Here is a 12,567-nt window from a genome sequence, read left to right as displayed (position 1 = left end):
CTCTGTTGGAGTCCCGCCCGGTGGATCAGTAGGGCTGCGCCTCGCGGCTGCGCTCCTCGGCCTGCTTCACGGCCTCTTCCTTCCCGGCCCCGGCGCTCTGGCGGGCCTGGGCCAGCCCCTCCCTGACCCGGCGGCCATAGTCGGCGTCGCACTGGGTAAAGAGGTCGATCATCTTGTCCTGGATGACCTGGGCGGCGTCCTTGAGGTTCGCCACCAGATTGTTGATCAGGTCGTCGCGCTCCCAGTCCTCGAAGGCGCGGTACTGCTCGCCCGCCTGCCCGAAGTTGTTGGTGCGGTCGATGCTCTCGCGCACCAGCTTGCCCTCCACCCAGGGGGTATAGTCGGGGTAAGTGCGCGGCGCTTCGCGCAGGCCGTTCAGGCTGGACGGCTCGTAGTTGACGTGGGGGTTCTGGCCGGGCGCGGTGTCGACCTCGTAGGTCATCTGGCCGTCCCGCTGGTTGGTCGCCACGTGCTTTTTCGGCGCGTTGATCGGCAGTTGCAGGTAGTTGGGGCCGACGCGGTAGCGCTGGGTGTCGGAGTAGGCGAAGGTGCGGCCCTGGAGCATCTTGTCGTCACTGAAGTCCAGCCCGTCCACCAGCACGCCCGTCCCGAAGGCCGCCTGCTCCACCTCCGCGAAGTAGTTCTCGGGGTTGCGGTTGAGGGTCATCCTGCCGACGGGCAGCCAGGGGAACTGCTCGCGCGGCCAGATCTTGGTGTCGTCCAGCGGATCGAAGTCCAGTTCGGGGTTCTCGCCGTCGGGCATGATCTGCACGAACAGCTCCCACTGCGGATAGTCGCCGCGCTCGATGGCCTCGTAGAGGTCCTGGGTGGCGTGGTTGAAGTTCTTGGCCTGGATCGCTTCCGCCTCGGGCTGCGTGAGGTTGCGGATGCCCTGCACGGGCTCCCAGTGGTACTTGACCAGCACGGCCTCGCCCCGGTCGTTCACCCACTTGTAGGTGTTCACGCCCGACCCCTGCATCTGCCGGTAGTTGGCCGGGATGCCCCAGGGCGAGAACAGCAGCGTGACCATGTGCATCGCCTCGGGCGAGTTGCAGATGAAGTCGAAGATGCGCTCGCCGCTCTGGCGGTTGGTGACCGGATCGGGCTTCTGCGAGTGGATCAGGTCGGGGAACTTGATCGCGTCGCGAATGAAGAACACCTTGAGGTTGTTGCCGACCAGGTCCCAGTTGCCGTCCTCGGTGTAGAACTTCACCGCGAAGCCGCGGGGGTCACGCAGCGTCTCGGGCGAGTGCCCGCCGTGGCCCACTGTCGAGAAGCGCACGAAGACCGGCGTTTGCTTGCCCTTCTCCTGAAAGAGCTTGGCGCGGGTGTACTTGCTGACCGGCTCGTCTCCCACCGTGCCGTAGGCCTCGAAGACGCCGTGTGCCCCCGCCCCGCGCGCATGCACCACCCGCTCGGGGATGCGCTCGCGGTCAAAGTGGCTGATCTTCTCGATGAAGTGGTAGTTCTCCAGGGTGGTCGGGCCGCGGTTCCCCACGGTCCGCAGGTTCTGGTTGTTGGTGACCGGGTGGCCCTGGCGGGTGGTCAGGGTCTGGACCTGCTCACCTTCGGCAAAGCGGGTATCGGTGGCGCTGCCCACGCCTAGGGCGGCGGTTCCGGCAGTGCCGTGGGTGTGCTGTTCAGGAGTGTTGTTCTGGTCGCTCATGTGTTCTTCCTCCTCGTGCCTGCGGGCTGTCCCTGGGATCGTCCAGCAGGTCGCCTGCTCAGGCCATACAGCAGACCGTCACATTATTACTTTGTGCACAAAGTAATTGTCACGGTCCCGCCCGCCGTTCTCTTCATGAAATGCCAAGGTTCCCGGCAGGCGGCATGTGGGGCAACGTGCATACTGGGGGCGAGCGCACCACCATGACGGAGACTGCCCCCCCCTCCCCCGGTCCTTTCCCCGAACTGGAAGATCAGCTCTGCCTGGATCTGTACGTCGCCTCGCGGACCGTCATCGCCGCGTACCGGGCGCTGCTGGCCCCCCTGCACCTCACCTATCCGCAGTACCTCGTCATCCTGGCGCTGTGGCAGCACGGCCCCCAGAGCGTGAAGCTCTTGGGCGAGCGGCTGGTGCTCGACGCCGGGACGCTTTCGCCCCTGCTCAAGCGGCTGGAGGTGAGCGGGTACATTCGGCGCGAACGCCTCCTGGACGATGCCCGCGAGCTGCGCGTGTCGCTCACGCCCGCCGGGCTGGCCCTCCAGGCGAAGATCGCGGAAGTCTCGGCGCAGATCACCTGCTCGTACGGCCTGAGCGCAGGCGAGCTGCAAGGGCTGCAACAGACGCTCCGCCGCCTCACGGCGCACGTCAAAACGGCGGGTGAGCCGGAATCCGGCTGATGGGCCAGGCCCGCCTCGACCGCTGCTCTTGTCCCTGCTGCTGGAAGCGGCCGGAGAGGACAGGTTCAGGCCTCGGGGTCGGCCTGCCAGTCGGTCAGGCTGTAGACAGTCAGCACCGTCCCCGCCAGCGCCAGGAAGTAGACCCGCTTGCGTGCGCCTTTCTGGAGTGCGGCCACCAGCAGGAGCGCGGGGACACTGGCGAGTTCGATTTTCCCGTGCACTGGAAAGGGGATCAGGTGGCGCAGGCCCAGCGGGTAGTCGGTCAGGGCACTCACGCCCAGATATGAGGCTGCAAAGACAGCCGAGGTCGTCCGGGCGCCGCCCTTCAGGTGCAGCAGGGCCGGGGCGGCCAGCATTGCGGCGCAGGCGGCGTAGTCGATCACGCCATGGACGCGGGGGGTGATGGGCTTCATGGAGCCAGCTTCGGGGAAGCCCGGCGCAAAAGGATGTCCTTTGGCCTAACCCGGCGTTGAGAACCTGTTTGAACAGCGGGACAGCGCCCTTCGTGACGCCCCCATACCCTCATCTCGCCCAAAACTCAGAGCTTACGCGAACCTCTGGCGGGGAAGGGCGGGGGAATTGAGAAAACGTGGTGTTGGGATGCTTTGCCTGTTCACCCCCTCCCAACCTCCCCCCTCAAGGGGGAGGAGCAAAAACAGCGTCCTGCACGCTTTCTTCTTCCCAGTCGCGTCAGTCCTAAGCCGCAGCCCCCTATCTTTTGTCTTTTCAAAACTCTGGAGGCGACGGCCAGGTTCCACCTTGCAACTGCGCAGGCCGAGCAGAGGAGCTTTCGGGCCGCAGGCCCGCAGCCGCCCGGCGGAGATCAATACGTTCCACGCAGGAACCGTCCACGCCCCAAACATCTCCGCCGCGCAACGAGTCTCCCTTTGCCGAGCGCAGCGGAAAGCTCCCCCTGCCCCCGGCGGGGGGGTGGGGGGAACACCTTCCACCTCAACCGCTCCACCCGAGCCACCTTTCCAAGGGTGCAGCGACGCTTCACGCCGCCAGGAGCACCGACCAAGCCGAACGTGGGCTGGGGCTAATTGGGCTTTCGCCCGCTGACCCGCCCTCTGCCCCCGCGCCCTAGGTTTGACGGGGTGCAATTTTAGACTCCACGCGCTATATGTGAAGGACCATGGACTCGTCGTCGCTCCGGGAGCGCCAGAAGGAACGCCGCCGCGCGCGGATCTACAGCGTGGCGCTCGACCTGTTCAAGCGGGGCGGCTTCCAGGCGACCACCGCGACCGATATCGCGCGGGCCAGCAACGTCTCGCGCGGCACCTTTTTCAACTATTACCCCTACAAGGAAGCGGTGCTGCTCGACTACGGCAGCGAGGTGATGGACCGCCTGCGCGACAAGGCCGAGGCCCGCCTGAAAGAAGGCGTCCCGCCCCTGACCGTGCTGTATGAGATCTGGGACGAGCTGGCCGAGGAAAATGGCCGTGAGCGCGACCTGTTCCCGCCGCTGGCCTACGAGGTGCTGAACCCCAACCCCGAGCGCGCACGCACCGCGTACCAGGCGCTGCCCCTCAGCAAGGTGATCGAGCTGATCCTGAAGCCGCTGCACCAGGCGGGCCAGATTCGCGGCGACCTGAGCCTGCAACGCATCAGCAACCTGATCGCGGACACCTACCTGATGGTGGCGCTGCGCTGGAGCGCCTACGGGACCGACCGCACCCTTCAGGAAGAAACGCGCCTGGCACTGAACCTGCTGCTGGAGGGGGCGCTGCGCCGCGAGGGGCCGCCCCGCACGTCCTGAGTGCGCCCGGGTCCTCATGACACAGCCTGAACTTACCGTCGGCACGCCGCGCCACCACTGGCCCTTCAGCCGGGGGCTGGTGGTGGAGTCACTGGTGAACGCCGGGGCGAGTGGCGCGGTGGCGTCGGCGGCGGCGCGGCGGGTGGAGCAGCAGCTCAGGAACACGCGGCGCTCCCCGGTCAGTCCGGCCGAGCTTCAGGCCCTGATGGTCGAAGTGGCGCGGGACGTGGCGGGGGGTGAGGTGGCGGAAGCGGCAGCCCGGCAGACGCCCGCCTTTTTCGACATCCTGGTGACGGCAAAGAAGGGGACCTTGCCCTTCAGCCGGGGGGTGCTGGCCCGCACGCTGGAAGACACCGGCCTCTCACCACGCGACGCCTACGGGACGGCCAGCGCCGTGGACGTGCAGATGCGGCAGGCGGGACGGCGGGAGATCAGCGTGCGCGACCTCGACGCGCTGACCGAGCAGACGCTGGCCGAGCGCTACGGGGAACACCTGCGCCTCACCTACCGTTTTCTGCAACGCAACCGGGGCAAGCTGGGGGTGGTCAGCGCGGACGGCGGCGCCCCCGTGCCCTTCAGCAAGGGCCTGCTGGTGCAGTCGCTGCTGGCGGCGGGCGTCGCGCCGGACGTGGCGCGCAAGGTGGCCCGCGTGACCCAGCGCGACCTGCGCGGCAGCGAGGACCGGCTGGTGACCCGGCAGGCGGTCCGCGAGAAGGTGGAAACCCTGCTGCTGGGCGAGGTCGGCCCCGACGTGAGCGCGCGCTACCGCCTGCTGCGCGTGATCCGCCGCCCGCCCCGGCCGCTGGTCGTGCTGCTGGGCGGCGTGAGCGGCACCGGCAAGAGTTACCTGGCCGCCGAGGTCGCCTACCGGCTGGGGATCACCCGGGTGATCGGCACCGACGCCATCCGGCAGGTGATGCGCGCGATGGTGTCGCCCGAACTGGTGCCGGGCCTGCATGCCAGCACCTTCAACGCCTGGGAGGCGCTGCTGCCGCCCGGCGAACCCCACCCCGAGAACCCCACGCGGGCCGAACTGCTGGCGGGCTTCCGCGATCAGGTCCAGCAGGTGAATGTGGGGGTGGGGGCGGTCGTGCGCCGCTCCATCGAGGAAGGGACCAGTCTGGTGCTGGAAGGCGTCCATCTGGTGCCGGGTTACCTGCGGGCCGCCGACTACGCGGGCGCGCTGGTGGTGCCGCTGCTGGTCACGCTGCCCGACGAGGCCGAGCACCGCCGCCACTTCGAGGCCCGCGACGCGGAAACCGCCGCCAGCCGCCCCCTCCACCGCTACATGCGCTACTTCCGCGAGATCCGCATCATGCAGGACTATCTGGAGGAACTGGCCGCGCGCGAGGACGTGCCGCTCCTCGACGGCCTGACCCTCGACGAGAGCGCCGATCAGGCGGTGGACGTGGTGCTGCGCCGGGTGATGGCCGCCCTCACGCCCGGCGAACGCGCCGCCCTGCTGGGCGAGCGGGAAGTGGAGCGCGGGGAGTAGCCGCAGGGGAACGGCGCCTTCGCCTCACCTCTTCCGGCCCCGCCTCACCCGCCGCACGGCGGCCCGCAGGTCCCGCAGCGCCCCTGCCCGTTCACCCGGAGCGTAGCGCGCGAGCTGGTAGGCCCGCAGCGCGTCGTCGAGGATGCTCGCCTGCTCGGGAAAGTGCCGGGCCGCGCGCTGGGTGTAGGCAGTGGCCGTCTCGCCGGGCGCACGGGGCAACCGCAGGCGGCGGGTGAGGGCGTGCAGGGCGCGGGCGGCGGGGTCGGTGGGCTGGGCACGCTGCCGCGCCGCGAGGAGCGCGGGCAACAGGGCCAGCCCCAGCAGCACGCCGCTGGCAGCCAGCGAGAGAAAGGCGCCCATTCGCCCCGCCCCCACCCGGTGGAGCAGGTCGCGTTGCTGAGGGCCGTCATACCCCGCGACCCAGGTGTTCCAGCGGCTCTGGAGAGCGTCCAGGCGCAGGACGGCCCGGTGAAAGAGGGTGGGCGCGGGGGCCGCCGCAGCGGTGGGGTGAAGGAGGGCGGTCATCAGCCCGGCGTTCACGCGGGCGGGCGCGATGCTGGCGGTGGGGTCCACCCGCACCCAGCCCCGGCCGGGCAACCACACTTCCGTCCAGGTGTGCGCGTCCTGCTGGCGCACGGTGAGGGAGCCGCCTGTGGGGTTCACCTCACCGCCTAGGTAGCCGCCGACGATCCGGGCAGGCAGCCCCGCCGCGCGCATCAGGAAGGCAAAGGCCGAGGCGTAATGCTCGCAAAAGCCCCGGCGCGTGCCGAACAGGAACACGTCCACCCGGTCCCGTTCCGGCAGCGTGGGCGGCGAGAGGGTGTAGGTGAAGCCCCCGGTCCGCAGAAACTCCAGCGCCGCCTCCACCCGTGCCTGCGGTGCCAGTCCCCGCCAGGAGGCGCCGAGCGCGTGGGCACGCGGACTGTCCCCCGGTGGGAGTTCCCGGTCAAAGGCCAGACGCACGCCGTTCTCCCGCAGGCCCAGCCGGGCCGGGCGGCTCTGGAAGGCCAGGCGGGTGCGACTTGGGGCGGGGTGGAGGGTCACCGCCTGAAAGGCCGAGGTCAGGAAGGCCCCGGGGGGCAGGGCGGTGGGCGTGTCCAGCGCGAGCAGCCAGGGCCTGTCGCTGGGTTCCAGCGTGAGGGTGTACGTGGCGGCCGGGCCGGACACCTCGACGCTGGGGGCCGGGCCGCGCACCCGCACCTGCGTCCAGCGCACGCCGTCATACGCCTCGTAGACCGGGCCGCGCCAGTACCGGTCCGCCGGGGCCGGAAGCGCGCCCGCGAAGTCGGCCCGGAAAGCCACCGCCCGGCTCTGGGCGAGGTGGGCGAAGTCCCCGGCGCTGACCTGATCGGCGAGGCCGGTGCGGGCCACGTCCTGCACGGGCAGTTGCCACAGGGGACCGTCCGGGCGCGGGAACAGCAGGAACAGCAGCGCGGCGAGCGGGGCGGCCTGAAGAGCCAGCGTGGCGGAGGCGCGCAGGGGCCGCTCCTCCAGCACGCCGGGCGCCGTCCAGACGGCGAGCGCGGCCAGCAGCAGCAGGACGCTGAAGAGGGCGTGCGCCGCGACCAGCGGCCCCTGTCCGAACAGGAAGTGCGTGAGGGTGACGAACAGGCCCAGCAGCGCGAGCAGGCGGGCGTCACGCGGGGTGCGCGTCTCGGCGGCCTTGAGGGCCACCAGCAGCACGAGCAACGCGGTTCCCGCCTCGCGGCCCAGCAGCGTCCCGTACCGGGCGGACAGCAGCGCGGCGGCAACCCCCGCCGCCAGGCCCAGCAGCAGGGTGGGTGGGGCGGGCAGGGGGCGCACCGTGCGCGCCGCGCGGTAGCCCAGCACCCCCGCCGCGAGCAGCGTGACCCAGACCGGCTGCCGCAGCGCCGCAGGGGCCAGCGCCACCGCCAGCGCGAACAGCGTGAAGCGCAGCGGCGCCCCCGGCAACGGGACGGCTGGACTGGGCCGGACGGCCTTCCTGGCGGGTGGGGGCGGAACGGGCAGCGGCGCCTGCCGGGCGAGCAGCGCCAGAGCGGCCCGCGCGTGGGCCTCGCCCGTCCCGGCAGGCAGCGTCACGCCCGGCAGCGTCAGGCGAAAGGCCACCCCCGTGCGCCGGGCCACCTGCACCCAGGCCGCCAGCCGGGACAGCCGGGCCTCCGGGTCGGTGAGGCGGGCGGTGTCGGCCCAGTTCAGGGACCACAGCGTCCCGGCGGGCGCGTCCGTCTCGCGCGTCAGGAGGGTGCCCAGGCGGGCCGCGTGCCGCCACGACACCTGCCGGGGCGAATCGCCGGGCAGGGAGGGCCGCAGGCCGACAAAGTCCTCGTCGCCGCGCGTGCGGGCGCTCCCCTCCCCCGCTCCCGGCGACGGGTGGGGAGGAGGTGGGGGGGCGTCCACCTCGGCCGCGGGAAAGACGGTCAGAGGCCCCGGGAGGGGCAGGGCGTGCCGCGCCTCCCAGAACCCCAGCGGGTCCAGCGCCGTCACCTGCGGGCGGGACAGGACCAGCGTGCCGCGCAGCGGGACCGGGACCGGAAAGGGGACGCTCACCGTCTCCCCCGCCGGAACGCGCGCCGCCACCTCCAGCCGCTTCCGGCCCGCCCGGACCCGCACCCGTACCGTGAGGGCCGCTCCCGCGCTGGTGAGCCGGGCAACCAAGGCCGCGTCCGTCCCGGCGACCGCCTCGGCGGGGGCGTCCAGCGTGGCCGTCACCGCCCTTCCGGCGCGGGTGGCGTGGGCGGCCGCCGCGACCCAGACGCCCCCCAGCAGGAACGTCACCGCGTACCCCAGGCCCAGCGCGTAGTTGATGCAGCCCACCAGCGTGACCAGGATCAGGCCCAGAAAGGCGAGGCCCAGACGGGTGGGGCGCAGCACGAAGGGGGTAGAACGTGGCTTGTGAGCCGTGGAGGCCGGGCGCGGGAAGCTGTCCTCTTCTGGCGGTTGGTCCATGACGCTAGGGAATCGGCGTTTCCGCCAGAATCCGCGCCGTGATGTCCGCCACGCGAAGGGCGGGGTCGCGGGGGGGCAGGCGGTGCGCGGTCAGCGCGGGAAACACGGCCTGCACGTCCTCCGGCAGCGCCATTCGGCGGCCCGCCAGGAAGGCCCAGGCGCGCGAGGCGGCCAGCAGCGCCAGCAGCGCGCGGGGACTCAGGCCCACGGCGAGCGCGGGATGCTCGCGGGTCGCCCGGGCCAGCCGTTGCAGGTAGTCCAGCAGCGCGGGCGCGGCGTGAACGGCGTCCACGTCGCGCTGGGCCGCGCGCAGGGCCGCCGCGTCCAGCACGGCGGGGAGGTCGCGCACCACCTCTCCCCGGCCGCCCGTTTCCAGCAGGGTCCGCTCGGCCCGGGGATCGGGGTAGCCCAGCGTGACGGTCAGCAGAAAGCGGTCGAGCTGCGCTTCGGGCAGGGGCGACGTGCCCACGAACGCGGCGGGATTCTGGGTGGCGATCACGAAGAAGGGGTCGGGCAGGGGCCGGGTGACGCCGCCCTCGCTGACCTGGCGTTCCTCCATCGCCTCCAGCAGCGCGGATTGCGTGCGGGGGGGCGCGCGGTTGATCTCGTCGGCCAGCAGCACCTCCGCGAAGATCGGGCCGGGATGGTAGCGGAAGGCCCCGGCCGCCGCGTCCCAGATGCTCACGCCCAGCAGGTCGGCGGGCAGCAGGTCGGAGGTGAACTGCACCCGCCGGAACGAGAGGCCCAGCGTGCGGGCCAGCGCGTGCGCCAGCGTGGTCTTGCCGACGCCCGGCTGGTCCTCGATCAGCAGGTGCCCGCGCGCCAGCAGGCAGGCGACCGCCAGCCGCAGCGGCCCGGGCTTGCCGAGAATCACGCGGCCAAGTTGTTCCAGTGCGCGGCCCACCAGCGCGGCGCTGCCCGCAGGCTGGAACGGGTCGGAGGAGGCCGCGCGGGTCATGGGGTCAGCCTAGCGGGGCCGGTCTGACAGAACTGCCACATGCTCCCGGTTCGGCTGGCCGCGCGTGGCGAGAAAGGCCCCCAGCCAGGCGCCCGCCAGATCGAACAGCCAGTCGGTCAGTCCCGCCTCCCGCCCCGGCACGAAGGCCTGGTGCACCTCGTCGGACGCGCCGAACCACACGGCCAGCACCAGCGCCAGCCCGCGCTGCCCGGTCGCGCGCCCCAGGCTGTAGCCCAGCGCCAGGTACGCCGTGAAGTGCGCCGCCCAGTCCAGCGGATGCACCAGGGGCGGGCCGGGCGTGTCCGACTCGGAACTCAGCCACCAGATCGCCGCCATGACGGCCAGGGCGGGGAGCCACCAGAACGGCTGACCCCGGCCCCAGAGCGCGCTCCGGCGCGTCAATGGCCGCCCTGCCCGTGCGCCCCGGCGGGATGCTCCACCAGTTCGATCAGCGTGCCCGCGCCCCACTTGGGATGCAGGAAGGCCACCCGGGTCCCCGCCCGGCCCGGCGCGGGGGTGTCCGACAGGAAGCGCGCGCCCTGCCCGCGCAGCCGCGCCATCTCGGCGTCCAGGTCGGCCACGCGGTAGGCGGTGTGGTGCAGACCGGGGCCGCGCCGCTCCAGAAAGGCCGCGATGGGGCTGTCCGGGTGGGTGGGCGCGAGCAGTTCGATCAGGGTGTCGCCTGCCACGAAGGCGCGGACGCGCACGCCCTGCCCGGCGACCTCCTCATCCGGCCCCTCGGGCGTCAGACCCAGCGCGGTGTAGGGCGCGGCCCCCAGGTCGAGGTCGGGCGTGGCGATGGCGACGTGGTCGAGCAGCATGGCCTTCATAGGCTTCAGGGTAGCGGGCGGGCGTCACGGGTGCATCCGGGCCGCCCGGCGTTCGCGTTTGCGGGCGTACATCCGCGCGTCGGCCGCGCGCAGGGCGGTGGTGGCGTCCGGCGCGTCGCCGGGGACCGTCGCCACCCCCAGCGAGGCCCCGGCGGGATAACCCCTGGCCCGCACGTGCCGCTCGGCTGCCGCCACCAGGTCGACCAGGACCCGCACGGCGGCCTCCGGGGAAGCGGGCCGCAGGTGCAGCAGGGCGTACTCGTCCCCGCCCAGGCGGTAGGCGGCCACGCCGGGAGCGGCGAGCTGCCCGGCGAACTCGCGCAGCAGGTCGTCCCCGCTCGCGTGCCCCCGCTCGTCGTTCACGTGCTTCATGCCGTCGAGGTCCACGACGCCCAGCGCGTACCCCAGCCCCGTCCCGGCCCGCCGCCGTTCGGCCTCATCGAGCGCCTCGTCCAGCGCGCGGCGGTTGCCCAGGCCGGTCAGCGGGTCGGTCTGGGCCGCGCGTTCCAGGCTCCAGACGTACCCCACACGCTCCAGCGCGGTGCCCACGCTGCGGGCCGCAGCTTCCAGAAGGGCGCGCTCCTCGGGGGTCCAGGCGGCCGCGCGGCCCAGGCGGGCGAGGAGCAGGACCGCCTGCCCCTCCCGCGTGCCGCCCAGGTGCAGCCAGGTGGCGCTCCGCAACCCCGCCGCCAGCAGGTACGGGCAGCGTTCCGCCGCCGCCGTGTAGTCGTCGAGAAACACGCGGTCCTGCCCCACCAGCGCCGCCCAGAGGGGGCCGTCCTCCAGCGCGAGACGCTCCCGCAGGATCAGGCCGAACGCCGCGCCGCGCTCCCCCGCGTGGTCGCTCAGCACCGCCGGACCGCCCGGCGTGAGGTGCAGCAGGGCCGACCAGTCCAGGGGCATCCGCGCGTGCAGCAGCGTCAGGGCACGCCGCGCCAGCTCCTGCGGTCCCAGCGGCTCGTTCAGCAGCTCGGCCAGCTCGCGCAGGGTGCGGGCGTGATCGCGCGCCCGGACGAGTTCCCGCGTCCGCCGCCGCAGTTCCAGCTCGTCCATCACCACCGCCGCCAGCAACCGCAGCGTCTCGGCCTGCCCGGGGCCGAAGGGCCGCATCCGGTCGTCGGTCACGGACAGGGCGCCGATGGCGTGCCCGTCCGGCGTGAGCAGCGGCGCGGCCGCGTATAGCACGACCTGTCCCGACCGGACCCCCGGGTGGCCAGCCAGGCGCGGGTCCTGCCGGGCGTCGGGCACCACCAGCACCTCCGTTCCCAGAACCGCCCAGGCGCCCGGGGCCTCGGCGCGGGGCACCTCGCCGCGTGGCCTCCCGAAGCTCGCCTTCTCCCACTGCCGCGACCCGTCCACCAAGGCCACACCCGCCACCGGCACCTCCAGCACATGCGCGGCCAGGCGCGCGAGGCGGTCAAACGCCTCCTCGGGCGGCGTGTCCAGGACCCCGTACCGCGCCAGGGCGGCGAGGCGGGCGGGTTCATCGGGGGGCAGGGGAGCGGCAGGCACGGCCCGGACAGGCTAGCGGACGCCCCCTCACGTCCGGATGACGGGACCTGACGCCGGGTTCATTCCCCCGGTCCCTGAAGGAAGTCTCAATGGGAAGGCTCAATGCGTAGAATCGGACCCGTGAGCCTGCTTGCCCTTCCCGCCGTGCTGGTCGCGTACCTGATCGGCTCGATTCCCGCTGCCGCCTGGGTGGCCCGCCTGAGGGGCGTGGACATCCGCAAGGTCGGCAGCGGCAACAGCGGCGCGACCAACGTGCTGCGCTCGCTCGGCACGGGACCGGCGCTGGCCGTGGCCGTGTTCGACATCCTCAAGGGGGCCATCGCCGTGTGGCTGGCCCATGCGCTGGGGCTTGACCCGGCCTGGGCGGCGCTGTGCGGCGTGGCCGCCGTCATCGGGCACAACTTCAGCCCCTTTCTGGGCTTCCGGGGGGGCAAGGGCGTGGCGACCAGCTTCGGCACCATGCTGGCCCTCGACCCGCTGGTCGGCGGGGGCGCCTTCGTGGTCGGCGCGGCGTGCATCTGGCTCACGCGCCTCGTCTCGGCGGGCAGCATCCTGGGCGCGCTGACCGCCGTGGTCCTGGCGCTGGCCCTGCCGCGCCCCGGCTGGCTGATCCTGACCGTGGCCTTTCTCGCCGCCCTCCTGATCTGGCAGCACCGCGACAACATCCGGCGGCTCCAGGCCGGGAACGAGCGGCGGCTGGGCGAGAAGAAGTGAGGGGAGGGCGGCTGGGCTTCCCGGTCGG

11 protein-coding genes are annotated in these 12,567 nt (G+C 72.3%); 4 read left to right on the top strand and 7 right to left on the bottom strand.

Annotated features, from left to right (window positions below; genetic code table 11):
- Positions 1-25 precede the first annotated feature (25 nt).
- Complete coding sequence (locus E5F05_RS08715; protein ID WP_129118237.1) at positions 26-1,666, bottom strand: catalase; 1,641 nt, start codon at positions 1,664-1,666, stop codon at positions 26-28.
- A 140-nt stretch (positions 1,667-1,806) separates the two neighbouring features.
- Between E5F05_RS08715 and E5F05_RS08710 the strand changes: the two genes are divergently transcribed.
- Positions 1,807-2,343 (top strand): MarR family winged helix-turn-helix transcriptional regulator, encoded by a 537-nt coding sequence (locus tag E5F05_RS08710; protein WP_241687095.1) that lies wholly within the window; start codon positions 1,807-1,809, stop codon positions 2,341-2,343.
- Between the two features lie 65 nt (positions 2,344-2,408).
- Here E5F05_RS08710 and E5F05_RS08705 read toward each other — a convergent pair whose 3' ends face one another.
- Positions 2,409-2,756: a hypothetical protein gene (locus E5F05_RS08705; protein ID WP_129118236.1), complete on the bottom strand. Its 348-nt coding sequence runs from the start codon at positions 2,754-2,756 to the stop codon at positions 2,409-2,411.
- Between the two features lie 722 nt (positions 2,757-3,478).
- Between E5F05_RS08705 and E5F05_RS08700 the strand changes: the two genes are divergently transcribed.
- Positions 3,479-4,102: a TetR/AcrR family transcriptional regulator gene (locus tag E5F05_RS08700; protein ID WP_129118235.1), complete on the top strand. Its 624-nt coding sequence runs from the start codon at positions 3,479-3,481 to the stop codon at positions 4,100-4,102.
- A gap of 16 nt (positions 4,103-4,118) precedes the next feature.
- Complete coding sequence (locus tag E5F05_RS08695) at positions 4,119-5,597, top strand: 2-phosphoglycerate kinase (protein ID WP_129118234.1); 1,479 nt, start codon at positions 4,119-4,121, stop codon at positions 5,595-5,597.
- A 24-nt stretch (positions 5,598-5,621) separates the two neighbouring features.
- Here E5F05_RS08695 and E5F05_RS08690 read toward each other — a convergent pair whose 3' ends face one another.
- The 5 genes from E5F05_RS08690 to E5F05_RS08670 all read right to left on the bottom strand — a co-directional run bounded on the left by E5F05_RS08690 (position 5,622) and on the right by E5F05_RS08670 (position 11,825).
- Entirely contained in the window at positions 5,622-8,525 is a 2,904-nt protein-coding gene (locus E5F05_RS08690) for a transglutaminaseTgpA domain-containing protein (protein ID WP_129118233.1), read from the bottom strand.
- A gap of 4 nt (positions 8,526-8,529) precedes the next feature.
- On the bottom strand, positions 8,530-9,483 hold the full coding sequence (locus E5F05_RS08685; protein ID WP_129118232.1) for an AAA family ATPase: 954 nt from the start codon (positions 9,481-9,483) through the stop codon (positions 8,530-8,532).
- A gap of 9 nt (positions 9,484-9,492) precedes the next feature.
- Complete coding sequence (locus E5F05_RS08680; protein ID WP_129118317.1) at positions 9,493-9,819, bottom strand: VanZ family protein; 327 nt, start codon at positions 9,817-9,819, stop codon at positions 9,493-9,495.
- 62 nt (positions 9,820-9,881) lie between these two features.
- Entirely contained in the window at positions 9,882-10,313 is a 432-nt protein-coding gene (locus tag E5F05_RS08675; RefSeq protein ID WP_164973401.1) for a VOC family protein, read from the bottom strand.
- 24 nt (positions 10,314-10,337) lie between these two features.
- Positions 10,338-11,825, bottom strand: a complete 1,488-nt coding sequence (locus E5F05_RS08670; RefSeq protein ID WP_129118231.1) for a sensor domain-containing diguanylate cyclase — start codon at positions 11,823-11,825, stop codon at positions 10,338-10,340.
- A 120-nt stretch (positions 11,826-11,945) separates the two neighbouring features.
- On the opposite strand from E5F05_RS08670, the gene plsY reads away from it, so the two are divergent.
- Entirely contained in the window at positions 11,946-12,539 is a 594-nt protein-coding gene (plsY, locus tag E5F05_RS08665) for a glycerol-3-phosphate 1-O-acyltransferase PlsY (RefSeq protein WP_241687094.1), read from the top strand.
- The last annotated feature ends 28 nt before the right edge of the window (positions 12,540-12,567 follow it).

This window comes from Deinococcus metallilatus (genome assembly GCF_004758605.1).
Classification (GTDB): domain Bacteria; phylum Deinococcota; class Deinococci; order Deinococcales; family Deinococcaceae; genus Deinococcus; species Deinococcus metallilatus.
The sequence above is the reverse complement of the archived record's forward strand: the minus strand, read 5'-3'. Positions and strand labels throughout refer to the sequence as shown.